The organism is Clostridium boliviensis, from assembly GCF_033342255.1.
In the GTDB taxonomy this organism is placed as follows: Bacteria; Bacillota; Clostridia; order Lachnospirales; family Lachnospiraceae; genus Lacrimispora; species Lacrimispora boliviensis.
The window spans coordinates 190790-216596 of record NZ_JAWONS010000133.1; the positions used below are offsets into that span (position 1 = coordinate 190790).

A 25807-nucleotide genomic window follows, 5' to 3' on the forward strand; every position below is an offset into this window, starting at 1 on the left:
AGCGAGATCACATGAAGCTACAGGAAGCAAAATATATGGCTGTTGTAAACTGGGTCATGGAGCAGATTCAGAATGGTGTATTCCGTACAGGGGATAAACTGCCCTCAGAAAACGAACTGAGCCGTGAGTTTAAGCTGAGCAGGCAGACTGTCCGTCATGCTATCGATGTGCTGGAACAGAAAAATATGCTGACCAGAATCAGAGGCAGCGGAACCTATTTAGGCGTGGGAATCAGGGAAGAGAGAAAGGAACGGTATCAGAATATTGCAGTAATCAGTACCTATGTAGACAGCTATATTTTTCCGCCAGTTTTAAAAGGAATCGAAAAAACGTTGTCAAAAGCCGGATATACCATGCAGGTAGCGTTTACTGGAAACAGAATTGAAAAAGAAGGGGAAATTCTTTATAAACTGCTGGAAAAGGGATTTATTGACGGTCTGATTGTAGAACCGGCAAAAAGTGCACTGCCAAATCCCAATCTGGATTCCTACTTAAGACTGGCAAAGCAAAAGCTTCCAATTTTGTTCTTTAACAGCAGTTACCCCCAGCTTCCGTTTCCCTGTGTGGCACTGAATGATGAGCTGGTAGGACAAAAGGCTGTTGAGTATCTGATCCGTGCAGGACACAAACGAATTGGAGGAATCTTTAAATGCGATGACGGGCAGGGGCATCTTCGATATCTGGGATTTATAAAGGCTATGAAGCAGGCTGGCTTTCTTATAAACAGAAGGGGAATCGTCTGGATTGATACAGAGAGTCAGAATGATCTGGAAGCCTGGTCCGAGTATCTTTTTGACCGGATAAAGGACTGCACGGCCCTGGTTTGTTATAATGATGAGGTAGCTTATCTGCTGTCTGGGATATGCATGAAGAGAGGAATTATGATACCAAAAGATTTATCCCTGGTCAGTATAGATAATTCAGAACTGGCTTCCCTGGGTGAGGTTCCCATCACTTCTTTTCCCCATCCCATGGAGGCTCTCGGGAAAAAAGCAGCAGAAAATATGATACGAATGATTGAGAATCCCTATTATGACGGGAATTATCTCTTTGATTCAACGGCAGTGGAGCGCAATTCCGTTCGTTCCAGAGGATAGGAGGAACATGAGTAAAGATAAGAAGCAGCAGGGGGAGTCACCTGCACCAGTTACCATTGGTTTAAGGCTTGTAGGAGGAGGTTATCTGGTCTGTCTTGCATTTCAGATGGTTCCGGAACTGCTCATCTCCTCCGGGTTCAGATACATAATTCAATTGGTCTTTATGGCATTATTTTTTATTACAGGCACAATTCTGGTCATCTGGTCATTAAGAAAGATGCTGATTAAAGGGCCAGCCAAACCAGGGGCGTGCGGGGAAGACGAACAGGAGCATATATCATAAAAATTAGGTTTTCTGGAACCGGATTCCAGAAAAAAGAAACTGTTTTTACATTTCTTTTACGAAACTTTGGTTACAGAAGAAATTAGAAAAGGGTATAATCAGATTTACAGAAACCAATGTTTCTGAAATTGCAAAGGAGTCCGGTAAATGACAAAAACCTATGTGGTAGATACCAATGTTCTGATTCAGGCGCCTTATGCCATCAATTGTTTTGCTGATAACCGGGTGGTCCTTCCGATAGCTGTTTTAGAAGAGCTGGACCACTTAAAAAAAGCTGAGGGCGAAACAGGTGCCAATGCAAGAAAGGCTATAAGGCTTTTAGAGGAGCTGCGTCATCAGGGAGATTTACTGACAGGAGTAATGCTGGAGCATGGAGGGACAATCAGGATTGAGAAAAACTTTGTAGATGTGGTACTGCCTGCGGATCTTCCAGACGACAAAATGGATAACCGCATTCTCAAGGTGTGCAGAGGACTTGAGGGAGAGGTTATACTGGTAACGAAGGACATTCTGCTGCGTGTGAAAGCGCAGATTATCGGAATCCGGGCGGAGGATTTTACAACTGAGCAGGTATCCGGGCGTGAGGCGCAATACACCGGAAGGATTGAGGTTTTTGCTCCGGAGGAGAATTTTAAGGAATTTAAGAAAAAGGGAATATTAGCAGAACGGGTATACATAACCGATGAGGCTGGAAAAAAATACAGCCCAAAGCTGTATGAGAATCAGTTTGTGATTTTAAAGGCGGACCAGTCAACCAGAAAAACAGTACTGGGACGGGTAAATGGAGATAAAATAGTTCCCCTTGATTATCAGAAAAGCAGACCTTATGGGGTAACGCCCAGAAATGCAGGCCAGTATTTTGCTCAGGAGGCTCTGATGCAGCCGGCTGAGACGGCTGCGCTGGTCATTATTAAAGGCATGGCAGGAACAGCAAAGACCTTTTACTCTCTTGCTGTGGGGCTTGAAAAGCTTTTAAATAATCCCACGGGGGAATACAGGCGGATCATCGTCAGCCGGCCCAATGCACAGTTTGATTCTGACATTGGATTCCTTCCGGGAGATGAACAGGAGAAGATTTCCCCATTGATGAGGCCAGTGATCGACAACCTGGAACAGCTCATTGATTCTAATGAGGAGAAGCGGTATGAAAATGAAGAAGAGCTGGCTGGAAAGATAGAAGAGATTTTTTCCAGAGGTCTGATAAAAACAGAGGCATTGACCTTTATCCGGGGCCGCTCCATTGTTCAGACCTATCTGATTATTGATGAAGCCCAGAATATGACGCCGAATCAGGTGAAGGGTATTATCACCCGTGCTGGAAAAGGCACCAAAATTATTCTTCTGGGAGATCCCAATCAGATTGACCGTCCATTTCTGGATGAACGGACCAATGGACTCAGCTATGCTGCAGAGCATATGAAGGGCAGTTCCTTGTGCTGGCAGATTACGCTGCAGGCGGAGGAATGTGAACGGTCCCTACTGGCAATGGATGCGGTAAAACGATTGTAAACCAACAAAAAAACAGGCATGCGCCATCCGAACGCCGGATGGATCGCATGCCTTATAAATTTGTTGATTTTGGAAGGCTGAAGATAAATTCTGATCCAACCCCCTCTGTGCTTACCACGTCGATATTTTCTCCGTGAGACTGAATGATCTCCCGTACGATAGCCAGTCCAAGCCCGGTTCCTTTTTTATCCTTACCTCTGGACAGATCCGATTTATAGAACCGTTCCCATATCTTTTTGATGCTTTCTTTTGGAATACCGATCCCCGTATCTTTGATTGAGATAAAGATTTTTTCATACTTGCTGGAAGTCTGAATGTAAATCGTGGAATCCATATGGCTGAATTTGATCGCATTGTCAATGAGATTATAAAGGACCTGCTGGATCTTCCCCAGGTCCGCATATACCATCTGGATGTTGTCGGAGAAGGTGAGATCAAACGTGATATTTTTAGTGCTGCAGGTGCCTTCAAATGAAGCGGCTGTGTCCTTTACAACCCGGTTAATATCGAAATTGGTACGGTTTAAATATCCTTTGCTGTCAAGGGTATTAAGGGTCAGCATGCCCTGCGTCAGTTTGTTCAGCCGCTCTGTCTCGGAAATAACACGGGTTAAATACTTCTCATGCATCTGGGGCGGGATGGTGCCGTCTAAGATCGCTTCTAAGTAGCCTTTAATCGAAGTGAGGGGTGACCGGAAATCGTGAGAAACATTAGCGATAAAGGTTCTCTGGTATTCCTCCATCTTATTAATCTCATCAGACATATAGTTTAACGTGGCAGCCAGATAACCCATCTCATCCCTTGTATTTACATCGATGTGATGTGTTAGATTACCCTGGGCATATTCATTGGCCCCTGCAGTGATTTTTTTCAGGGGTATATAAACATTTTTTGTGAAAACAAGTAAAATAATGAGAGAAAATGCGAATACCACAGCGGAGGTAATATATACGATATTCAGTATTCCGTTCCTCTGGCCCTGCAAATAGGACAGGGGAAGGTGGATCACCACATATCCGTGGGTGGTATAATTCCCTGTTATGGGAGCATGAACACTTAATACGTCGTATGGAAATTCGTTGTAGTAAGTGCCAATGGTATAGGATTTATTCCCCATAATGGTAGGGTCAAAATTGGCTATCATATCCCCATCCTTACCTGGCTGCTGGCTGTCTGATACAATCTTACCCTGACGGTCCACAATCCATATACGGGCGTGGAGATAATCGGCTTCATTGACAAGTTCGGGATAGGAAGAGGAAAGCTTCATATCCTTTCCGTGATACATGCTGCTGAAGGAAGTGGCAATCTGGTTTGCTTCATCATACAAACATTCGGATTGCTGGTGAAGAAGGTACTGATCGGTAATTCTGGATGAGAAGGAAGCGATGGTAACAAAACCCAGAAGGCCGAAGAGTAAGTAACCCATGATGAATTTGTAATACAGGGAGTGTGTCATGAAATGTTCACCTCTAAACTATAACGTCTTAAATTTCACTGAAAATTTTACAGATATTGCATTAAGTATACATCTTTTTTATAATCATGTCATTCATATTCAACTTTTTGACTACATTCAGATGGCAGTGGGTGGTGAGACAAAAGCGTCTTATCTTTTCACCTCAAATTTATACCCGATTCCCCATACCGTGGAAAGTGCCCAACCGGTATGGTCCTTGATCTTTTCTCTCAGACGCTTGATATGAACATCCACAGTTCTCGTATCACCGATATATTCATACCCCCAGATATGATCCAGAAGCTGTTCCCTGGTAAACACCTGGTTAGGGGAGGAGGCAAGGAAATAAAGAAGCTCCAGCTCCTTGGGAGGCATCTCAATGGAGTGCCCCATATAGATAACGGAGTAATTGGTTAAGTTGACAATCAGATCCGGATATTCCACATAATCGCCCTGCTGGTCCGTATGGGAAGCAGCAGGAACAGGACCTGACTGATATCGTCTTAACACTGCCTTCACCCGCGCCACCAGTTCCTTGGAATCAAATGGTTTGATCATATAATCATCAGCTCCCAGCTCCAGACCCAGTACCTTATCAAATACCTCGCCCTTTGCTGACAGCATGATAATCGGAATCTGGGACCCGGTACGAAGCTCCCGGCAGACCTGATAGCCGTCCATGCCCGGAAGCATTAAATCAAGCAGGACAAGATTTGGCTTAAATTCAGGAAAAACCCGAAGCGCTTCCTCTCCGTCTCCGACGATTTCAGTTTCATAGCATTCCTTTAAAAGATATAGGGAAATGAGTTCTGCAATATTGCTGTCGTCGTCCACAATTAAAATCCGCTGTTTCTCTGCCATAATGGATCCCCCTTTCAAATTTATTTAAATGAGACAATGGTGACTCCCGAATCTCCTTCGCCGAAGACACCAAGCCTGAATTCTTTTACATATTTTAATCTCTTTAAATGCTTATGCACCGCATTTTTTAAGGCACCGGTACCTCGGCCGTGTACCACCCGTACCTGGGGAAGATGGGCAAGATAGGCATCGTCTAAATATTTATCAAGCTGAGGTATCGCCTCATCTGTCGTCATACCGATCAGATTGATCTCAGGTGAAATGGAGAAGGACTTGGAGATACGCGCAGTACTGCTTCCGCTTCCTGATTTTTTGGAACCTCCGTTTGCAGATGTCAGAATCGTGTCGTCATGAAGCAGCTCTAAATCCGACAGGTTAACAAGTGACCGTAGGATACCCATCTGAACGTATAAATCACCTTTTGCATTGGGAAGGGAGCTTACTGTTCCGTTTAAGTTCATGCTTAAGACCCTGACTCCGTCTCCCAGCTTCAGCTTCTTCGGATCAATTCCTTTTGCGGGATTTTTCTGCTCTCTCTTTATGGAAAGGGAAGAGTCCACATCCTTTAGCTTGTTTCTTAACCGGCTGCGTTCTGCCTCCAGCTCCTTGCCAACTCCGGAGTCGGAAGCCAGCTTGTTAATCTGGCGGATGGTCTGATCAGCAGTATCCTTCGCGTCCCGTAAGATTTTCCGGGCCTCTTCTTTTGCATCCTGAATCACCTTGTCCCGGCGTTCATTAAGCCGCTCTTCCTTCTGGGTTAATCGGGCTTTTAACTGTTCCACTTCCAGTTTGTAGGATGCAATCTGGATTCGTTCTTTTTCTATAGTAACCCTGTTTTCTTCCAGATGTGTCAGCAGATCCTCAAATGTTTCATCCTTTGCTTCCAGATGAGTCTTAGCCTCATCTATGATATATTCCGGAAGTCCCAGCTTCTTTGAGATGGCAAAGGCATTACTTTTGCCTGGAACGCCGATCAGGATCCGGTAAGTGGGCTGAAGTGTCTCTACATTGAATTCGCAGGAGGCATTCTCCACACCGGGGGTGGTAAGGGCAAAGACCTTTAACTCGCTGTAATGAGTGGTTGCCATGGTCCGGCACTTCATATTGTGAAGGAACGAAAGGATGGAGATAGCCAGGGCAGCCCCTTCTGTAGGGTCCGTACCGGCTCCAAGCTCATCAAACAGGCAGAGAGAATTGCTGTCTGCCTTACTTAAGATCTGTACAATATTTGTCATATGTGCGGAAAAAGTACTAAGGCTCTGTTCAATGCTCTGCTCATCTCCGATATCTGCAAACACTTCATCAAAGACTGACAGCTCAGAACCGTCAAATGCCGGTATATGAAGACCGGACTGTCCCATCAGGGTAAACAGACCTACTGTTTTTAATGATACCGTCTTACCGCCGGTATTAGGTCCTGTAACAATTAAAAGATCGAACGTTTTTCCTAAGTGAATGGTAATGGGGACAACCTTTTTCGGATCCAGCAGAGGATGACGCCCTTCTTTAATACGAATCTCATGTTTCTTGTTAAAGATTGGCTCGCTGCCGTTATAATGTTTGGCAAGTGCTGCCTTTGCGAAGATAAAATCCAGTCTGGTAAGAGTGTGGAAGTTTGTCTCAAGTTCTTCCAGGTAAGGTGCCAGCTGATTGCTTAAATCCGCAAGAATCATCTCTATTTCCTTCTGTTCCTGAATTTCCAGAGCTCTTAAATCGTTATTCAGTTTAACGATTGCCATTGGTTCGATAAAGAGCGTTGACCCGGTAGAAGACTGGTCATGAACCATTCCGGAAACCTGGGATTTGTGTTCGGACTTCACAGGCAGACAGTATCTTCCATCCCTCATGGTGATAACCGCATCCTGTAAGTAGGAACGGTTGGAATTTAAAATGGAATTCATCTGGGTATGGATCTTATCATTAATAGAACGCATGGAGCGTCTGACATGGTGAAGCCCGGGGCTGGCATCGTCACTGACCTCTTCCTCCGAAATGATACAGCGCCTGATCTCGTTGTTAACCGGAGTCAGGGGTTCCAGAATGCGGAAAAACTCTTCCAGAGAATCTTCAGAAATCTCAGCATCCTCATGCCTGCCATATGCCTTTGCTCTTGCAGATGCTGTGAGAAGGGAACTAATGGATAAAATTTCTATGATTCCAAGAGAACTCCCCACTTCCAGCCGCTTTAAGGAAGCACGGATATCCTTAACTCCTCCAAAGGAGATTCCGCCCTTCTGACGGACTCTGGTAACTGCATCGGTGGTTTCTTTTAAGGAAGTGGTTATCTCCTCATAATCCGTGGAGGGTACCAGTCTGCGGCACAGCTCCTTCCCGGACTCACAGGAGGCATATTCGGTAAGTTGTTCGATGATTTTATAATATTCTAACGTTTTTAGTGCTTTTTGATTCATAAGTTATACCTTAATTATTCTGCTTTCTTTGTGAATATTTAACCGGGATCATAACCGGTTTTTGAATAATGGGAACGGTTACAGTATAGCATAGGAAAGACAAATACTGCAATCCTCAGGTTGTTGTTTTTACCACTGTTTCATATGTTTTTCTTGCATAAAACAGGGAAGAACCTTATAATAGTACATAGGTCTTCTGAAAAGGAGGGTAAGTATGCCGGAAAATAACGGGCCAGATGATAGAAAGGCGGAGACCCGCCGTTTTATCAATGAAAAGATTGTAAGACAGCCCATGTCAAAAAGGGATATGTTTAAGAGACTTCTGGGTCTTTTAGTGACTGCAGTTATTTTCGGAATGGTTGCGGCAGTTACATTTGTCATATCCAGACCTGTAGCTGAGAGATTACTAGTGGGAGAATCCACCGGTGAGATGACTCCGGTGACCATACCAAAGGATGAGCCTGAGACCGTTACTTCTGCGGCGGATACCACTACGACTGCTGCGGAGACGGAACCAATCGAAGACATTTTAAAGTCTGCCATGGAGAAGTATCCATTTTCCGTGGACGATTTAAATACTCTTTACGGAAGCTTAAAATCTGTGGTGCAAAAGGCGGACAAGGGAATTGTTACGGTTCATTCCGTTAAGACACAGAAGGACTGGTTTAATAATCCGGTTGAAAACTCCGGACTTTACTCAGGTGTGATTACTGCCTCTGCAAATGAGGAACTCCTCATTTTAACACCGGAAAGCGCGGTAGAGGATGCAGAATCGATTCGGGTTGCTTTCTCCGACGGGAAAGAGGTTCAGGGAAAGATTAAACAGAAAGATAAGCTGTCTGGTATGGCAATTGTCAGCGTTTCAACTGCTGATTTAGACAGGACGCAGCTGGAAGAGGTTAAAGCGATTGAACTTGGCAACTCTTATTCAGTAAAGCAGGGAGACCTTGTGATTGCAATCGGCGGTCCTGCAGGGATGGTTCATTCCACCGGATATGGTTTTATTTCTTTTATTACGAAGAATGTTCAGATCATTGACGGTATGACCAGAATTCTGTATACCGATGTTAAAGGGAATGCTGGGGCCGGTACGTTTCTCATGAACACAAATGGTCAGATTATCGGCTGGGTGACAGATGAATATAAAAACGACAGCAGCAAGGATATGACAGCAGCCATGGCCATATCAGATTATAAGAGTATTCTGGAAAAGCTAAGCAATGGTGCACCATTCCCATACTTTGGAATCAAAGGGCAGGAAGTGAGTGCAGTGATGAACAGCAGCGGTATGCCTCTTGGTGTATACGTGGTGGAAGTGAATACAGACAGCCCCGCTTACAATACAGGAATACAAAGCGGTGATATCATCACCGAGATGGGCGGATCAGCCATTGTCACTATGAAGGATTTTCAGGTGGTTCTGGAAAAATCCACTCCTGGACAGGTAATTCCTGTGACTGTATCCCGTAATGGCCGGGAAGAATATAAAAAGATACAATATCAGGTAACCATCGGAGCCAGGTAAATATCCTGGCTTCCTTGTTGCTTTCAGTAAGATATGGAGGAAAAAAATGAAATATATTGAATCATTCCGGGAAGGAATGCATGTTTCTGATGTGTTTTTGTGCAAAAACAGGCAGATTTCCCTTACCAAATCAGGAAAGGAATACGGCAACCTGATACTTCAGGACAAAACAGGGACTGTAGATGCTAAAATCTGGGACCTGGGATCCCCGGGAATCGGTAACTTCGAGACACTGGATTATGTATACATAGATGCAGATGTAACAGTGTTCCAGAATTCCAATCAGCTGAATATAAAGAGAATCCGGAAAGCGGAAGAAGGGGAATATACTCCTGGTGATTATCTTCCGGTTTCTGCAAAAGATATTAAAGTGATGTATGAGGAACTGACAGGCTTTATCCGTTCAGTAAAAAGTCCATACTTCAGAGCGCTGTTAGAAAGCTTCTTTACAGAGGATGCAGATTTTGCCAAGGCATTCCAGTTCCATTCCGCAGCAAAAAGCGTACATCACGGTTTTGTAGGCGGTCTGCTGGAACATACATTAAGCGTAGTAAAGCTCTGTGATTATTATGCGGGGTATTATCCTCTGCTTAACCGGGATCTTTTACTGACTGCCGCAATGTTTCATGATATTGGAAAGACAAAAGAACTTTCCACGTTTCCGGAGAATGATTACACCGATGATGGACAGCTTCTCGGCCACATTATGATCGGTACGGAGATGGTGTCAGAGAGAATCCGCTCCATTCCGGGATTCCCGGAGAAGTCTGCTACCGAATTAAAGCATTGTATTCTGGCCCATCATGGGGAACTGGAATACGGCTCACCGAAAAAGCCGGCTCTGATTGAAGCTCTGGCTCTTAACTTTGCAGACAATACAGATGCAAAGATGGAGACCATGATTGAAGTGTTAAAAGCTGCAGGAGACAATCACGGGTGGCTTGGTTTTAACAGATTAATGGATACAAATATCAGAAAAACAACGAATGAAATCTAAATCACAAGGTGCATAAGGAAGCTGATTTCCTTAGCACCTTTTTTTGCCTGCATAGAAGTACGGGGAATTTTAGAATTTCTTTCGTTTTCTCTGTCAATCATTTTAAGAATGGTATTTTATCCTAAGATTGTAGAGAATTAGTATAGGAGTGAGTTGTAATTGTTGCAGAAGCCGGCGGTATGAATCGGCGGATTATGATAGATAAGGAGAGATCACATGGAGGCAAACCATATCTTATTAGTTGAAGATGACAAAGAAATCAGAGAGGGAGTTGAAATATACTTAAGAAGTCAGGGATATGAAGTATTTCAGGCGGCAGATGGTCTGGAAGGTCTTAAAATACTGGAACGGGAGGAAATCCACCTGGCGATAGTTGACGTAATGATGCCGCGTATGGACGGGATTACCATGACTGTAAAGCTGCGGGAAAAACATGATTTTCCAGTCATTATTCTGTCTGCCAAGTCGGAAGAGGTGGATAAGATCATGGGTCTTAACATCGGAGCAGATGATTATGTTGCAAAGCCGTTTACCCCGATGGAACTCCTTGCCAGAGTAAATTCCCAGCTGAGACGGTACAGAAAATATATGGATATGCTGGAAGAAAAGGAACAGAAAGAGAAAAGTAATGCCTACTCCATCGGCGGGCTGGAATTAAATGAAGATACAGTTGAGGTTACGGTAGATGAAAAGCTGGTAAAGCTGACACCCATTGAATTTAAAATACTTGCTCTTCTCATGAAGAACCCCGGCAGAGTATTTTCTGCGGAAGAGATTTATGAAAGAGTCTGGAATGAGCGGGCGATCAATACGGATACAATTATGGTGCACATAAGAAAAATCCGGGAAAAAATTGAATTAAACCCGAAGGAACCTAAATATTTAAAGGTGGTGTGGGGCGTTGGATATAAAATTGAAAAACAGTCATAAATTCAGTGCGTTTATTGCGGTAGCAGTTGTATTTGCAGCGGCATTAGTTATGGTGGCGCTTTATCCCTTCTTTCAGAATGAATCTACCCGTAGCGGAACTCCTGTCTATGAAGAAAATACTTTTTTACGACATCTGTCTTATGGGAATTATGTTCTGTCAATGGAAGATGCCCAGTCAGAACAGAATAAGATTCTCTCTCCTTTTCAGTATTTTCTGCCGGAAGCCGAAGCGGAGCTGAAAGCCGGAAATAATACAGAATATCTAAGGGAACTGCGGCAGAATTGTATACGGGAATATGAAAACTGGAACCGTTATTTTGGGAGAATCCGAAAGTCCATTGATTATCAGATGATAGATGAAGGCGGAAATGTGGTTCTTGATCATGCTGAAGGACGGTTTATTCCAAACAACAGCCATTACGTGTTTCAGGCAGTTCTGCATTATGATGAACAGGGACGTATGGACATATCCTGTATAAGCGGTGAGAATACGGCTTACTTACTCAATACACTTCAGCAATTCGGGGATTCAGATCCTCTGCAGAGCTATTACGACGACCAGTACTTTACTGATGGGAATATAAAACTTTCCAATCCCAGAAACATGTCCTTTGCCTATGGCATGTCAAAACAGCAGGTTGATGCTTTAAAAGATACAAACAGCAATATCTGGACCGCCTATGAAAACTCAGGAAGCGTTACCCGTATCTTTATCGGGCTGATTTGCGCAGTTGCCGCGCTTGCGTTATTGTTTTCCTGTTTTGACGTAAGCCTGGCTGATGATGTTGCGCTTTTAAGAACGCCCTTTGAGGTGGTGGCCGGAATCGGAGCTGGTGCAGTCGCCTTTGGCGCAGGTCTCACAAGCCTGGTAGCGGTGACAAACCGCGGGGATTTATACAGTGCTCTTTTGCGTGCCAATTTTCTTCCGGAAGCAGCCAATATCATGGTAAAGCTTTGGAATATGCTGTGGTGGCTGATACCCTTTACAGTGGTATATTGGTCAGTCCTGTGTATCAGAGATGTATTTCATATAGGGATAGGCCGTTATTTAAGAGAAAGAACCATCTGCGGCCTGTTTTGGGGCTGGGTGATCAGATGTGTGAAAAAAATATACCATTATCTTGGAGAAATCAATTTACAGGAAAAATCTGACCGGACAATCTTTAAGATTGCAGCAGTGAATTTTATTGTACTTACCATTTTGTGCAGCCTGTGGTTTCTGGGCGTGGGAGCATTCTTCCTTTACTCTGTTATTTTGTTTTTTGTCATGAGAAAGTATTATCAGGATCTGAGCAGCAAATTTAACATACTGTTAAAAGCAACAAACCAAATTGCTGAAGGTAATATAGAGGCGACAATTGAAGAGGATTTAGGCGTATTTGATCCCTTTAAAAAAGAAATACAAAAGATTCAGAACGGGTTGAAAGTAGTTGTGAATGAAGAGGTAAAGAGCCAGAAGCTGAAGACTGATTTAATCAGCAATATGTCCCATGATTTAAAAACCCCTCTGACAGCCATTATAACCTATGTAAATTTGTTAAAAGATGATCACGCCACACCGGAACAGCGCAAAGCCTATATAGACATTCTGGAACAGAAGTCCATGCGGCTTAAAGCTCTGATTGAGGATCTTTTTGAGATCAGCAAGGCAAACAGCAACAATGTGACACTGAATCTGGAAGATGTTGATATTGTCAGCCTGTTAAAAGAGGTGAGCTTTGAGCTTAGTGATAAGATTGAGGAATCAACCATTGACTTTCGGTGGTATTTACCGGATGAAAAAATAATACTTTCACTGGACAGCCAGAAGACTTACCGGATATTTGATAATCTGCTTACGAATATAATCAAATATGCGATGCCTGGAACACGGGCTTACATTGATTTGAAAAAAGATAATGACTGGGTTGTTATTATATTAAAAAATATTTCAGCTGCAGAGTTGACTTTTAATCCGGAGGAGATAACCGAACGTTTTGCCAGGGGAGATCAGGCAAGGAATACAGAGGGGTCGGGTCTGGGAATGGCAATCGCTAAAAGCTTCGTGGAACTGCAAAACGGTAAACTTACTGTTGAGACAGAGGCTGATTTATTCCGTGTAACCATACGCTGGCCAATTATGTAGGATGAAATTTCCGAAAAGTGAAATAAAATAAAAAAAAATTCCAAAACTTCTTGAAAACCGGAAACGAACTGATTATACTAAAAGAAAGGTCAGGTTCAGCCTGTCACACGTCATCCGGAAGTAGAGAGGAGCAGGAATATGATTATACAGAGCAAACGTGTCTGGATTGCAGGACAGTTTATTCCGGTACAGCTTGAGCTGTCAGAAGGAAAAATTCAGGCTGTTTATGAATATGGAACGCATACGGCAGATCAGGATTATGACAGCTGCCGGATTGTGCCGGGCTTTATTGATATCCATACCCATGGCGCATATGGTTATGATACCAATGATGGAGATTCCCAGGGACTTCGGGACTGGATCAGGCGTATTCCCGAAGAGGGGGTTACTGCACTTTTGCCGACTACGGTCACGCAGATGCCCGGAGTTTTAGAAAAGGCAGTATCTAATATAGCAGATGTGGTAAAAGACGGTTATGAGGGAGCGGAAATCCTGGGAATTCATTTCGAGGGTCCTTATCTGGATATGAAATACAAGGGCGCACAGCCGCCGGAAGCCATAGCAATACCGTCGGTTGAGCAGTTTAAGAGCTATCAGAAGGCTGCAAAAGGAAAGATTAAATATATCACTCTTGCTCCGGAGCGGGATGAAGGTTTCGCTCTTACAAAATACTGTAAAAGCCATGGAGTAGTGGTAAGTATGGGCCATTCAGCCGCTACATATGAACAGGCACTCATGGGAATTGCCAACGGGGTCACTTCCATGACTCATGTTTACAACGGTATGACGGCATTTCATCACCGGGAACCGGGGCTGGTAGGAACTGCTCTGAGAGTGCGGGATATTTACGGAGAAATCATCTGTGATGGCTGTCACAGCCACTTGGCTGCACTGAATAACTATTATACGGCAAAAGGCCGGGATTACGCCATTATGATCAGTGACTCCTTAAGAGCTAAGAACTGTCCGGCAGGAGGATGCTATCAGTTAGGCGGTCATGAAATTGAAATCAGGGAAAACGGTCTTGCCTATTTAAAGGGAACGGAAACCATAGCAGGCAGTACTTTAAAGATGAACCAGGGATTAAAGCTTTTAGTGGAGGAAGCGATGGTGCCGTTTGATTGTGCCCTTAATTCCTGTACCATTAATCCAGCTAAGTGTCTGGGAGTGGATGACAGGAAAGGACGTCTGAACGCAGGATACGACGGAGATCTGGTTGTACTGAGTGACTCTTACGATGTAATACAGACTTATTGTAAAGGAATAAGAATGCTTGATAAAGCTGATTTAAAGCTGTAAAATATGTGCATATTGCACAAATGAAGTGCGATTAATATGGAATGATACACAATTGATTAATCTCTCTGTCCTGTGTTATACTTGTATTATCATATTGGGATTGTAACTGTTCAGCAGGCAACACCTGGATTAGTGTGCATAAGAAACTATGCATACTGATTTAGGTGTTTTTTATTTAGAAGAGGAGGAATCAGAAGATGAATTATCATGTTAAAAAAATATACAACAACAATATTATTTTAGCAGAAGATGATAAAATGTCTGAAGTGATACTCTTAGGCAGAGGAATTGCATTTCAGAAACAGGTCGGAGAATTAGCAGACATAGATAAGATCGATAAAAAGTTCGTGTTTGAATCTCCTGAAACCTATTCTAAATATATTTCATTATTAAAAGAGGTTCCTTTAAATCAGGTGGAACTGGCAAACAAAATTATCGAACAGGCTCAGGAAGAATTGCAGGTAACATTTCATGACAGTATATATATTGGCCTGACTGATCATATCAGTTATACCATATCCAGATATAAAGCCGGACTGACGATAAAAAATGCCCTGCTTTGGGAGATAAAGAATTATTATCCCAAGGAATATGAGGCTGCAAAAAATTCGCTGAAACTCATCTGGTATTACGAAAAAATTCATCTTTCTGATGATGAAATTGGTTTTATTGCCGTTCACTTTATCAATGCGCAGCAAAATGGAGAGAAGATTCAGCAGACCATGGCGGTTGCGGAGATTGAGCATGACATACTAAATCTGGTGAAATACCATTATCAGATTGAATTAGATGAAGATACGTTAAATTACAGCCGTTTTGTCACTCATATTCGTTTTTTCGCCAGAAGAATGCTAAAAAAAGAAATATTTATGTCAGAGGATAATTTCCTGTATGACCAGATTAAAGCAAAGATGCCTCAGGCCAAGGCATGTGCAGATAAGGTTAAAGATTATTTCATAAAAAAATACGGCATTACGATTTCACAGGAAGAAATGATTTATTTCATGCTGCATATTAATCGTGTTGCAGAGAGGGAAATAAAAAACAGAAACCAGATTTAATAAAAAGGAATGTCGACACCTTTTTGTTTCATATAGATATAAACCTAGAGACAGGAGAAGAAGATTATGAATCATTATGAATTGGCAAAAGAGATTCTGGACCATGTGGGCGGAAGCAGCAATATCACACAGTTAAACAATTGTGCTACCCGTCTGAGAATGAATTTTAAAGATGAATCAAAAATTGATCTGAATAAAATCAAAGAAATACCAGGTGTACTGGGAGCAGCAAAAAAATCAGGCCAGTATCAGATCATTATAGGTACCGATGTGTCAACCGTTTGTGAGGAAATAAGAAAAATGGGCCAGATTGATGAGGCAGCAGCACCTGCGCAAAAAGTTGGGAAATTAGATTCGTTAATGGATATTTTTGCTTCTATTTTTACTCCGGTTATTCCAGCAATTACTGCTGCAGGTATGATAAAAGCGATTTTAGTTATATGTGTTCTTCTGGGAATGAATAAGGACTCCCAGGTGTACTCCATATTAAGCTTTATAGCAGATGCCGGTTTTTATTTTCTGCCGGTGATGCTGGCGTTCTCCTCAGCAAAAAAACTGGGCTGTAATCCCTATCTGGCAGTTATGATGGGGGGGATTTTACTTCACCCCAATTTTGCTAAGATGATATCAGCCGGTGACCCGGTTTTCTTTCTGGGCCTCCCGGTTAAACTGGTTAATTATGGTTCCAGTGTAATTCCCATTATACTTGCTGTCTGGCTCATGACCTATGTAGAGCGGTTTGCAGATAAAGTTTCACCGAAACCGGTTAAATTCTTTATGAAGCCAGTCCTTACAATATTAATTGTTGCGCCGGTTGTATTAGTTGTTTTAGGACCGATCGGTTCTTATATTGGTACGGTAATTGCCATAGTAACGGATTTTTTAAACAACCATGTAAGCTGGCTGGTTCCCATGCTGATGGGAGCTTTTATGCCGCTTCTGGTTTTAACAGGAATGCACTGGAGCTTTCTGCCGATACTGATGACCTCCTACAGTACGTACGGGTATGAAGCAGTTATGGGACCAGGAAGTCTGGTTTCAAACATCTGCCAGGGCGCTGCCTCTTTGTGTGTGGCTATGAAAACTAAGGACAGGCAGTTTAAGCAGCAGGCATCCTCTGCAGGAATCACGGCACTTATGGGAATAACAGAACCAGCCATGTATGGTGTTACAATCAAGTATAAAAAAGTATTGCTGTCTGTAATGCTTGGAGGTGCAGCAGGCGGATTTTATTCCGGTCTGATGGGAGTCGTTCGTTATACGTCAGGTACCCCCGGCCTTCTGTCAATTCCGATCTTCATTGGGGAAAATCCAATGAATGTGGTAAATGCCCTTATTTCCTGTGTTATTGGATTTTCCATAACCTTTTTATTAACCTGGTTTTATGGATTTAAAGAAACAGAGAATGACAAGGTGGCTTCACCGGGTTATAATAAACAAGAAGAGGAATCTGGATTAAAAAGTAAAAAAATCAGTATATCCAGTCCGGTAAACGGCAATAAAGTGAACCTTTCAAAAGTAAATGATGAGACATTTGCAAAAGAAATTGCCGGAAAAGGAATGGCAGTAGAACCTGTGGATGGTAGAATCACAGCACCGTTTGATGGTGAGGTAGTAACAGTGTTCCGTACAAAGCACGTGATTGGACTGAGAAGCAATGAAGGAGCAGAACTGATGATCCATATTGGAATTGATACGGTTGAGTTAGAAGGAAAGCACTTTACCGTTCATGTATCAGATGGGGATCAGGTGAAAACCGGTGATCTTCTCATTGAATTTGACAAACAGGCAATTGAAGCAGCCGGATATGAAACAGTAGTTCCGGTTATTGTAACCAATACAGGAGATTATCTTGATATTATACCAAGTGAAGAGGGACCGGTTAAGAGCGGACAGCTGCTTTTTACAATACTTTAAGGAGATTATATGAAATTAAAAACAGATTTTCTATGGGGAGGAGCCGTAGCTGCAAATCAGTGTGAGGGGGCTTATCTGGAGGATCAAAAAGGATTGTCGCCCATGGATATCCTTCCGTCAGCACAGTATGGAAGAAAAGAAGCAATGTATCATCCGGAACTGGCGCTTAAAAAAGATTATGGCTATTATCCCAGCCACGGTGCCATTGATTTTTATCATCGGTACAAAGAAGATCTTGCACTGATGGAAGAATTAGGTATAAAAGCGTTCCGCACATCAATCAGCTGGGCCCGTATATTTCCGGAAGGAGAAGGAGAACCCAACGAGGCGGGTCTGCAATTCTATGATAATCTGTTTGACGAATGCAAAAAACGTCATATGGAACCGGTTGTGACCATCTGCCATTTCGATACACCCCTTGCGTTGACGAAAAAATATGGCGGCTGGGAGAACCGGGTACTTATAAATCTGTATTTAAACTATTGCAGTCTGCTTTTTAAACGGTTTGGAAAGAAAGTAAAATACTGGATCACTTTTAATGAAATCAATATGATTACACACATTCCATTTTTCGGCGGCGGTATGTTGACAGAGGATATAGAAAATGTCAGCCAGATTGCCTATCAGGCGGCACACCACCAATTGGTAGCCAGTGCGCTGGCTGTGAAAATGGCACATGAGTGCAAAGAAGAACTTCTGGTTGGCTGCATGCTTGCGGCGGGATCTTTTTATCCATATAGCTGCAATCCTCAGGATGTTTGGGAAGCTGTGGAGAAAAATCAGGAATCGTATCTGTTTATCGATGTGCAGGTACGGGGAAAATATCCATCCTATGCACAGAGAATCTGGAAAGAAAAAAGAGTTTCATTGAAAATGGAAGCCGGAGATGAAGAAATTCTGCGATGTAATCCGGTGGACTATATTGCTTTTAGTTATTATTCCAGCCGCCTGGCTGGTGTCAGTCCGGAAATCAGCGGAAAAACTGCAGACGGCAATGCCATTCATACACTTAGAAATCCTCATCTGGATATTACGCCATGGGGAAGACAGATTGATCCTCTGGGACTGCGCATTACAATGAATGATTTGTATGACCGATATCAAAAGCCTCTTTTTATAGTTGAGAATGGTCTTGGTGCAGCAGATAAAATAGAATCCGACGGAACCATCAATGACGATTACCGTATTGCCTATACCAGAGATCACATAGAAGCCATGAAAGCAGCTGTAGAAGATGGTGTGGATTGTCTTGGTTATCTTTCCTGGAGCTGTATTGATCTGGTAAGTGCAGGAACAGGTGAGATGGAAAAACGCTATGGATTTATTTATGTAGACAGAGATAATAATGGAAACGGCACACTGGAGCGCAGGAAGAAAAAGTCCTTTTACTGGTATAAGAAAGTTATTGAAAGTAATGGTGAAATGATGGATTAGCATGGAGATGGCAGCAGCAGTCGATTGGATAAGGAGAATCAGATTATGATAAAACGAAGTGTAGTAGTTGCAAATGATTTAGGACTTCATGCCAGACCGGCATTGCTGCTTGTCAGACTTTTAAAAGAGTATCCATGCGACATTCAGGTTTATAAAAACGAGCTGATTTCTAAAAAGTACCAGCCAAAAGATATTCTTTCAGTTATGTCTATGGATGCGGTAAAGGGAGATGTGCTGACATTTGAAGCGGCTGGGGTAAAAGCAGAAGAAGCATTGTTAGCAGTGGAAGCATTTATAAGAAACAATTGCGGTGAGTAACAGGCCTGAAAATGCCGCGAAACAGTTGGACAGCAGCTGTTTCGCGGCACTTTTGCTTCGTATGCTGATTATAAAATCCGAACATTTTTCAAAGCACCGGTTTTAGAAAATTCAGTCCACTCACATACATTTACCGCATGATCTCCGATACGTTCTAAATATTTGGCAATCATCAGTAGATCAATACACTGGTCAATATGCTCAGCCGATTGTTTTAATAAATCTACCACATCGAGCTTCACCTTTCCGAACAGTTCATCCACCACATCATCTTTTTTCTCAATTTCCTTTGCTGTATCCACATCCTGCTGGATAAATGCTTCTATAGAACTGCGGACCATTTCTCTTGCTGCAACTGCCATAGACGGAATATGGCGGACAACATGATAGACATGCTCACCCTTAATCCGAAGGATCAATTCTGCAATATCAGATGCGTGATCCCCGATTCTTTCCAGATCTGTTACTACCTTTAAAGCACTGGAAACCACTCTTAAGTCACCGGCTACGGGCTGCTGGCGAAGAATAATGGAAAGACAGCGTGCTTCTATGGAGCGTTCTAAATCATTAATGGTTCGGTCACCTTTAATAATGTCCTCCGCCTTTTCAAAATCCTGATCTTCAAAAGCGATGAAACACTGTTCAATTGAATTCTCTACTAACCGTCCCATCTCCTTTATATCATCATTTAAAAGATTTAACTCATGTTCATAATTTACTCTTGTAGTCATATAAGGTTCTCCTTTTATACGTAATAGATTGATTAACCGAAACGTCCCGTAATATAATCCTCAGTCCGGGAATCCTTAGGAGCAGTAAAAAGTTCCGTAGTGGGAGCGTATTCCACGACCTCACCCACAAGAAAGAATGCGGTCTGATCTGCAATACGGGTTGCCTGCTGCATATTGTGAGTTACGATTGCAACCGTATATTTTTCCTTTAGTTCATCCATTAAGTCCTCGATTTTTAAAGTAGATATCGGATCAAGGGCGGAGGTTGGTTCATCCATTAACAGAACCTCTGGTTCCACAGCCAAAGCTCTGGCAATGCACAAACGCTGCTGCTGGCCGCCGGACAGACCCAGCGCCGATTTTTTTAACCGTCCGGATACCTCATCCCACAGTGCGGCTCCCTTCAGGCTGTTTTCTACAATGGAATCAAGTTCAGATTTATTCTTGATGCCATGAATTCTGGGGCCGTAAGCAACGTTGTCATAGATGCTCATGGGAAACGGATTAGGCTGCTGAAACACCATGCCGATTTTCTTACGAAGCAGCGTAGTGTCAACTCTCGGATCGTAGATATTTTCACCGTCTAACATGACTTCACCCTCAATTTTTACATTGGGAACCAGATCATTCATGCGGTTTAAGGTTTTTAAGTAAGTAGATTTGCCGCAGCCGGAAGGTCCGATAAATGCGGTGATTTTGTTGGTATAAAGTTCCATGCTCACATCCTTTAAGGCGTGATTGGTTCCATAATATAAATTCAAATGACTGGTTGAGATTTTTATTGTATTGGTATTCACTATTCTTTCGCCTCCGTGTTAAATTTATGGGACAGAAACTTTGCAAGCCCATTAATTGCAAGTACGATTACCAGAAGTACTACCGCAATTCCAAAGGCTGCGTCATATTTGGCTTTCTGCATGCACAGATAGAGCTGAATGGTCAGCGTGCCGCCGGATTCCAATATTTTTCCGAAGAAGCTTCTTGGAAGAATATATCCGCTGCCTGCCGTGAACAGAAGAGCTGCTGATTCCCCGACAATTCGCCCGATAGCAAGGATAATTCCGGTAACAATACCGGGCATGGCGCTGGGAAGTAAAATTGTGCGGATCATATACCATTTTGTAGCACCAATACCCAGGGCGCCGGAGCGGTAGGTTTCAGGAACTGTTTTTAAAGCCTCTTGTGTGGTTCGTGTGATAAGAGGAAGAACCATGATGGATAGGGTCAGTGCACCGGTCAGAATGGAGTAACCAAATCCCAGTGTGCTTCCAAAGAATACATATCCAAAAAGTCCGAATATAATTGAGGGTATTCCGGATAGAATTTCGGTTGTAAACTCAATTATACGAACCACCTTCCCCCCTTTTGCGTACTCATTTAAATAGATGGCAGAGCCAACACCCAGAGGGGTGGCAATAACCAGGGTGATTACTACTACATAAAGAGTATTTACAATATTTCCCAGAATGCCGAAAGTTCCTTTAATAGTGCTTGGTACGGTAGTCAGAAACTCTACATTAAGCTGAGGAACTCCTCTGACGAAGACATACCCCATGATGCCGATCAGTATAAAAATAGAAATAAATGCACATAAATAAATAAGTAATGTTAAAAGTGAATCTGAAACTCTTTTTCTGCCATTATAGATACTATTTACAATAATAGAATCTCTGTGAACAGGGATTACGAGATCATTTGTCATTTTTATCCGCTCCTTTCTTTAGAAGACTGTTTAGAATTACATTAATCAGCATAATAAAGACGAACAGAACCAGTCCGATGGTAAACAGAACCTGTTTGTGAAGTCCGGAAGCATAAGACATTTCTGATACAATTGCTGTTGTAAGAAAACGGACCGAATGGAATGGCAGCGGAAGGTTTACAGAACTTCCGGATACCAGACTGATCGCCATTGCCTCGCCGATAGCCCTTCCGGTTCCCAGAACAATTGCAGTGATAATTCCTGATTTTGCTGCAGGGATTACCACCTGGAAGATGGTCTGTATCTTTGTTGCACCCAGTGCCAGGGATGCGCTTCTTAAATGATGGGGAACAGATCGCAGGGCGGTTTCGCTGATATTAATCACAGTAGGCAGGATCATAAGAGCAAGCACCAGTACGGCAGAAATCAAGTTAGCACCGCCTGTAAACTGATGAGTGGAAGAACCTTTAAAAATCTTCAGTTCCAGATCATACATAAGCGGATTTAAAATCAGAATACCCAGAAGTCCATAAATGACAGATGGGATTCCTGCCAGAAGTTCTACTGCAGGCCGGACGATATTGGCCAGTCTTTTAGGGGCTACCTCCGCCAGAAATACGGCTGTCAAAACTCCAATTGGCACACCAATTACTATTGACAGAGCAGTTCCGACAATTGAGGTTAAAATAACATAAAGAATTCCAAAGCTTGGTATGGCTGCGTCCGGCTTCCAGACGGAACCAAATAAAATATCAAGAATCCCAACTTTAAATAAAGCAGGAGTACCGCTTGTTAACATATAGATACTGATTGACGCCACAGCCAGAACAGCAAAGAAGCCGCAGATGGTAAATATCACTTCTGCAGCATGTTCAATACCAGATTTACTTCCGTGACCGCCAAATATGGAATAAGATTTCGGTTGCATATCATGGCTCCTTTCGTACAATAGGGACGTAGCGTAAGCCTTTAGCTGCGTCCCCATGTAATTCATTCATTATGTGAAGGAAAAATGATTCCTATTAGTTAGCTGGGATTAAGCCAACAGATTTTACTAATTCTTTTCCTTCATCAGAATAGATATAATCAAATAATGCTTTTACGTTATCGTTCTGTTCGGATATTTCACCTTTGGTAGCCATAACAAACGGACGGCTTAAGAAGTAGGAACCAGCTTTGATGTTTTCAGCTGTAGGATCAACGTTCTCCAGCTTAAATGTATTTACTGTATTATCAAGTACATCAAGAGAAACGTAACCGATGGAACCAGGAGTAGATGCGACCTTTGCCATAACTGCACCAGTGCTGTCAAGTTCGTTGCTGTATTTGCATGCATCTTCCAGCTTTAATAATTCTTCAAATGCGCTTCTGGTACCGGATCCGGACTCACGGCCGATTACTACGATAGGCTGATCTGCGCCGCCTAAATCTTTCCAGTTTGTAGTTGTCCCGTTGTAGATGGCAATCAGCTGATCCTTTGTCAGATTGTCAACTGCATTGGCAGGATCGGTTACAACTGCAATTCCGTCAATTGCTACAATATTTTCAGTAATACCTTTTGATTTTTCTTCGTCTTTTAAATTACGGGAAGCATTTCCGATGTCAGCAGCTCCGTTGGTAACAGCTTCAACTCCAGCTCCGGAACCAACAAATTCAGCCTGAACGGTAACGTTAGGATATTTTTCCATAAATACTTCACTTAAAGCAGTTGCAAGCTTTTCCATTGAAGTTGAACCAACCATGCTGACGGATCCTTTTAAGTCTGCTGCTTTATCAGCGGTTGTTGCTGCAGCAGTTGTTGTATCTCCTGCGCCAGAAGCTGTAGTTGTTTCAGCGGCTTTTGTTTCAGCAGCAGTTGTTTCAGTGGTGTTGCTGCTGCAACCGGCTAAAACTCCCATTGTTAATACTGCCATTCCGGCTGCTGTAAGTATTTTAATTAAATTTTTTTTCATAATCATTTTCTCCTCTTTTCATTTAAAATGCTTTCGCTTACATGTTGGAGTATATCAGTCAGTTAATGTTCCTGATATCATATTTTAGTATAGTGTTTGTAAAGCTTGTGTAAAACGCGGTTACTGGTGTATAATTTCACTTATATTAGTATCTGCAGAAATGTGCTTAAGATTCCTGCCAGATTGGTTCCTGTTTCTTAAAATGCTCCAAAATCAGCCAAAATACCGAAAAATCCTTTTATTTATTATAAAAATAACGGGATGGACTGGACAGACTGGGAACAAATGTGGTAAATTGTTACGTGCATTTTATTATTCTAATTAAAAGTAAAGGTTCCGTAATTTTAAAAGACGGATACAAAGGATACGAGAATGGAGGACGTTTTCATGGGAGCATATCAATTGAAAATCACGATCAAAGGAAGCAAGCCGCCGATCTGGAGAAGGATTCTGGTACCTGAAGGGATAACGTTTGAAACACTTCACCACATGATTCAGGCGTCACTGTGCTGGTCCGGCCAATACCCGTATCAATTTGAGTTTCGTTCTGAAAAAGTGCGGGTAGCATCAGATAAGGTTGAGCATTCAGAAAAGTATAAGTATCTACCGGCTGATGGAACGATTGACGGACAGATATCGAAGGATACTAAATTTACATATGTATCATTTAATGCCGGAAGCTGGGAGTTTGTGGTTCTGACAGAAGATTATTTAGAAGAATGTCAGGATAATTCAGCAAAAGTTATTAAATATAAAGGTGACATAATCCCGGAGTCCTGCAGTAGTTTAGAAGAATATGCAGGCCTTATAGAAGTATCAGCAGTTAAAGGATTGGAATATGATATGGACGCAGTGAATCTTCGCCTGGACCAGATGGCAGAAGATTCAGGTGAAGTTCATATTTCCGATGTATTTGACTGTTATGATAGAAACAGCATTCTAGAGATTGCAAAAAGACATCATATGAACGGAACAAGCAAGTTAAAAAAAGAAGAATTGGTACAGAAGACTATTTCTTATATATTAGATGAAAAAATAATGAAGCCGTATTTCCTTTGTGTCCGCGATTGTGAAATTGAGGCTTTTGAAAAGATTATGTCCGGCAGCGGACAGTTAAACCAGTTGGAATCGGAAAGTATGGATTATATTTATGCCGGAGGATATGTAACTTCAGGAGCCAATCACTGCTTTCTGATATCAGAGGAAGTAATTAAGGCATATAAGGCAATTAACACTGCTGAATTTCAGGCAGAGAGGTCCCGCTTAAGCAGGATCGGAGATTATCTATGTGCTGCAAATTCTTTGTATGCCATAACCCCTCCGTCTGTTGTGCTGGAAACATTTAATAAATATGAAGAAAAGAAGCTGACGCTGGAGGAACTTTTAAGCGCTTATGAGTGTCTGCGCCCTTACCGCTGTATGGTAACCTATATAGATGGTAACTTTGCAGACGCAGCACTGTCGTCAGAACAAAAAGGCTATACCACACTTTTACGTACACAAAAGAAAGTTCCCTATTACATTCCGACTGAACAGGAAATCCGTTTTATGTCGGACAACTCCGGATTTTTAATGAATGAGCAATTATACAGGCTCAACCAGTTTTTAACTTCCGAACTAAGTGTGCCGGATGAGATGATCCCGCTCATACTCCGTCAGGTCCAGGCTGAACTCAGTCTGGGAGGGCAGCTTCAGGATGTGATAAATGATTTAGAGGCAGCTGGAGTTCTTTTGGAAACTCCTGAACATATGGAGATGTTTGCTTCTATTATAACCGATACCTGGAATCATACCAGAATGGTGCAAAACAGAGGGCATAAACCATACGAGATGGTAATGAAGGGATTGGAAGATGTGAGTGCTCAAAGGAAAAACATTCAGAAGATATATCCCAATGATGCCTGCCCTTGCGGTAGCGGCAAGAAATACAAGAAATGCTGTGGTAAAAACGCCTGATTCTATATTGAAACGCAGGAGCTCATTTTACAGTTGGAATGAGCTCCTTTTATGTCTCAAAATCATGAATTACATGTTTTTCAAAATAATTAAAAAATTTCGAAAAACATGTTGACTTTTGTCGAAAGCTTTGGTATGATATATCTCGCCGCTGAAAACGGCGGCAAACTTCTTCAAAAAATACATTGATGACCGATGAGAAAAGTTTTGAAGAAAGTGAAAAAAATGGTTGACAAAAAC

The 25807-nt window shown here is 42.4% G+C and carries 21 protein-coding genes; 13 read left to right on the plus strand and 8 right to left on the minus strand.

Going from position 1 to position 25807, the window contains the following annotated elements:
- Positions 1 to 11 precede the first annotated feature (11 nt).
- From RZO55_RS09925 to RZO55_RS09935, 3 genes are all read left to right on the plus strand, one after another.
- Positions 12 to 1097, plus strand: coding sequence for a GntR family transcriptional regulator (locus tag RZO55_RS09925; protein WP_318064114.1), 1086 nt, complete (start codon positions 12 to 14; stop codon positions 1095 to 1097).
- A gap of 7 nt (positions 1098 to 1104) precedes the next feature.
- On the plus strand, positions 1105 to 1380 hold the full coding sequence (locus RZO55_RS09930) for a hypothetical protein (protein WP_318064115.1): 276 nt from the start codon (positions 1105 to 1107) through the stop codon (positions 1378 to 1380).
- Between the two features lie 147 nt (positions 1381 to 1527).
- Positions 1528 to 2889, plus strand: a complete 1362-nt coding sequence (locus tag RZO55_RS09935) for a PhoH family protein (RefSeq protein ID WP_318064116.1) — start codon at positions 1528 to 1530, stop codon at positions 2887 to 2889.
- 52 nt (positions 2890 to 2941) lie between these two features.
- Here RZO55_RS09935 and RZO55_RS09940 read toward each other — a convergent pair whose 3' ends face one another.
- From RZO55_RS09940 to RZO55_RS09950, 3 genes are all read right to left on the minus strand, one after another.
- Positions 2942 to 4348, minus strand: coding sequence for a sensor histidine kinase (locus tag RZO55_RS09940; RefSeq protein WP_318064117.1), 1407 nt, complete (start codon positions 4346 to 4348; stop codon positions 2942 to 2944).
- Between the two features lie 150 nt (positions 4349 to 4498).
- The gene (locus RZO55_RS09945) at positions 4499 to 5209 is read right to left on the minus strand and encodes a response regulator (RefSeq protein ID WP_318064118.1); all 711 of its coding nucleotides are present in this window, start codon (positions 5207 to 5209) and stop codon (positions 4499 to 4501) included.
- 20 nt (positions 5210 to 5229) lie between these two features.
- On the minus strand, positions 5230 to 7620 hold the full coding sequence (locus RZO55_RS09950; RefSeq protein WP_318064119.1) for an endonuclease MutS2: 2391 nt from the start codon (positions 7618 to 7620) through the stop codon (positions 5230 to 5232).
- 214 nt (positions 7621 to 7834) lie between these two features.
- Here RZO55_RS09950 and RZO55_RS09955 point away from each other — a divergent pair, with 214 nt between their 5' ends.
- The 9 genes from RZO55_RS09955 to RZO55_RS09995 all read left to right on the plus strand — a co-directional run bounded on the left by RZO55_RS09955 (position 7835) and on the right by RZO55_RS09995 (position 19226).
- Entirely contained in the window at positions 7835 to 9145 is a 1311-nt protein-coding gene (locus RZO55_RS09955) for a S1C family serine protease (RefSeq protein ID WP_318064120.1), read from the plus strand.
- A 46-nt stretch (positions 9146 to 9191) separates the two neighbouring features.
- On the plus strand, positions 9192 to 10142 hold the full coding sequence (locus RZO55_RS09960; RefSeq protein ID WP_318064121.1) for a 3'-5' exoribonuclease YhaM family protein: 951 nt from the start codon (positions 9192 to 9194) through the stop codon (positions 10140 to 10142).
- Between the two features lie 216 nt (positions 10143 to 10358).
- Complete coding sequence (locus RZO55_RS09965) at positions 10359 to 11072, plus strand: response regulator transcription factor (protein WP_318064122.1); 714 nt, start codon at positions 10359 to 10361, stop codon at positions 11070 to 11072.
- The gene (locus RZO55_RS09970) at positions 11044 to 13197 is read left to right on the plus strand and encodes a sensor histidine kinase (protein WP_318064123.1); all 2154 of its coding nucleotides are present in this window, start codon (positions 11044 to 11046) and stop codon (positions 13195 to 13197) included. Before RZO55_RS09965 ends, RZO55_RS09970 begins: the two co-directional genes overlap by 29 nt.
- Before the next feature lie 138 nt (positions 13198 to 13335).
- Positions 13336 to 14496, plus strand: coding sequence for an N-acetylglucosamine-6-phosphate deacetylase (gene nagA, locus RZO55_RS09975; protein ID WP_318064124.1), 1161 nt, complete (start codon positions 13336 to 13338; stop codon positions 14494 to 14496).
- Between the two features lie 197 nt (positions 14497 to 14693).
- Positions 14694 to 15557 (plus strand): BglG family transcription antiterminator LicT, encoded by an 864-nt coding sequence (gene licT, locus RZO55_RS09980; protein WP_318064125.1) that lies wholly within the window; start codon positions 14694 to 14696, stop codon positions 15555 to 15557.
- Between the two features lie 66 nt (positions 15558 to 15623).
- A complete protein-coding gene (locus tag RZO55_RS09985) occupies positions 15624 to 17474 on the plus strand; it encodes a beta-glucoside-specific PTS transporter subunit IIABC (protein ID WP_318064126.1) in 1851 nt (616 codons plus the stop codon).
- Positions 17475 to 17483: 9 nt separating this feature from the next.
- Entirely contained in the window at positions 17484 to 18908 is a 1425-nt protein-coding gene (gene ascB / locus RZO55_RS09990) for a 6-phospho-beta-glucosidase (protein WP_318064127.1), read from the plus strand.
- Positions 18909 to 18953: 45 nt separating this feature from the next.
- Entirely contained in the window at positions 18954 to 19226 is a 273-nt protein-coding gene (locus RZO55_RS09995; protein ID WP_318064128.1) for an HPr family phosphocarrier protein, read from the plus strand.
- Between the two features lie 68 nt (positions 19227 to 19294).
- On the opposite strand, the gene phoU is transcribed toward RZO55_RS09995, so the two are convergent.
- From phoU to RZO55_RS10020, 5 genes are all read right to left on the minus strand, one after another.
- Positions 19295 to 19957 (minus strand): phosphate signaling complex protein PhoU, encoded by a 663-nt coding sequence (phoU, locus tag RZO55_RS10000; protein WP_318064129.1) that lies wholly within the window; start codon positions 19955 to 19957, stop codon positions 19295 to 19297.
- A gap of 32 nt (positions 19958 to 19989) precedes the next feature.
- On the minus strand, positions 19990 to 20754 hold the full coding sequence (pstB, locus tag RZO55_RS10005) for a phosphate ABC transporter ATP-binding protein PstB (RefSeq protein ID WP_318064130.1): 765 nt from the start codon (positions 20752 to 20754) through the stop codon (positions 19990 to 19992).
- Positions 20754 to 21659: a phosphate ABC transporter permease PstA gene (gene pstA, locus RZO55_RS10010; protein WP_318064131.1), complete on the minus strand. Its 906-nt coding sequence runs from the start codon at positions 21657 to 21659 to the stop codon at positions 20754 to 20756. The genes pstB and pstA overlap by 1 nt, the downstream gene beginning before the upstream one ends.
- Positions 21649 to 22587 (minus strand): phosphate ABC transporter permease subunit PstC, encoded by a 939-nt coding sequence (gene pstC, locus RZO55_RS10015; RefSeq protein WP_318064132.1) that lies wholly within the window; start codon positions 22585 to 22587, stop codon positions 21649 to 21651. Before pstC ends, pstA begins: the two co-directional genes overlap by 11 nt.
- 94 nt (positions 22588 to 22681) lie before the next feature.
- A complete protein-coding gene (locus RZO55_RS10020; RefSeq protein ID WP_318064133.1) occupies positions 22682 to 23611 on the minus strand; it encodes a phosphate ABC transporter substrate-binding protein in 930 nt (309 codons plus the stop codon).
- 387 nt (positions 23612 to 23998) lie between these two features.
- Here RZO55_RS10020 and RZO55_RS10025 point away from each other — a divergent pair, with 387 nt between their 5' ends.
- Complete coding sequence (locus tag RZO55_RS10025; protein WP_318064134.1) at positions 23999 to 25567, plus strand: plasmid pRiA4b ORF-3 family protein; 1569 nt, start codon at positions 23999 to 24001, stop codon at positions 25565 to 25567.
- Positions 25568 to 25807 lie beyond the last annotated feature (240 nt).

Coding starts and splice junctions, on each gene's coding strand:
- RZO55_RS09925 (WP_318064114.1), top strand. CDS start 12: ATGAAGCTACAGGAAGCAAAATATATGGCTGTTGTAAACTGGGTCATG.
- RZO55_RS09930 (WP_318064115.1), top strand. CDS start 1,105: ATGAGTAAAGATAAGAAGCAGCAGGGGGAGTCACCTGCACCAGTTACC.
- RZO55_RS09935 (WP_318064116.1), top strand. CDS start 1,528: ATGACAAAAACCTATGTGGTAGATACCAATGTTCTGATTCAGGCGCCT.
- RZO55_RS09940 (WP_318064117.1), bottom strand. CDS start 4,348: ATGACACACTCCCTGTATTACAAATTCATCATGGGTTACTTACTCTTC.
- RZO55_RS09945 (WP_318064118.1), bottom strand. CDS start 5,209: ATGGCAGAGAAACAGCGGATTTTAATTGTGGACGACGACAGCAATATT.
- RZO55_RS09950 (WP_318064119.1), bottom strand. CDS start 7,620: ATGAATCAAAAAGCACTAAAAACGTTAGAATATTATAAAATCATCGAA.
- RZO55_RS09955 (WP_318064120.1), top strand. CDS start 7,835: ATGCCGGAAAATAACGGGCCAGATGATAGAAAGGCGGAGACCCGCCGT.
- RZO55_RS09960 (WP_318064121.1), top strand. CDS start 9,192: ATGAAATATATTGAATCATTCCGGGAAGGAATGCATGTTTCTGATGTG.
- RZO55_RS09965 (WP_318064122.1), top strand. CDS start 10,359: ATGGAGGCAAACCATATCTTATTAGTTGAAGATGACAAAGAAATCAGA.
- nagA (WP_318064124.1), top strand. CDS start 13,336: ATGATTATACAGAGCAAACGTGTCTGGATTGCAGGACAGTTTATTCCG.
- licT (WP_318064125.1), top strand. CDS start 14,694: ATGAATTATCATGTTAAAAAAATATACAACAACAATATTATTTTAGCA.
- RZO55_RS09985 (WP_318064126.1), top strand. CDS start 15,624: ATGAATCATTATGAATTGGCAAAAGAGATTCTGGACCATGTGGGCGGA.
- ascB (WP_318064127.1), top strand. CDS start 17,484: ATGAAATTAAAAACAGATTTTCTATGGGGAGGAGCCGTAGCTGCAAAT.
- RZO55_RS09995 (WP_318064128.1), top strand. CDS start 18,954: ATGATAAAACGAAGTGTAGTAGTTGCAAATGATTTAGGACTTCATGCC.
- phoU (WP_318064129.1), bottom strand. CDS start 19,957: ATGACTACAAGAGTAAATTATGAACATGAGTTAAATCTTTTAAATGAT.
- pstA (WP_318064131.1), bottom strand. CDS start 21,659: ATGACAAATGATCTCGTAATCCCTGTTCACAGAGATTCTATTATTGTA.
- pstC (WP_318064132.1), bottom strand. CDS start 22,587: ATGCAACCGAAATCTTATTCCATATTTGGCGGTCACGGAAGTAAATCT.
- RZO55_RS10020 (WP_318064133.1), bottom strand. CDS start 23,611: ATGAAAAAAAATTTAATTAAAATACTTACAGCAGCCGGAATGGCAGTA.
- RZO55_RS10025 (WP_318064134.1), top strand. CDS start 23,999: ATGGGAGCATATCAATTGAAAATCACGATCAAAGGAAGCAAGCCGCCG.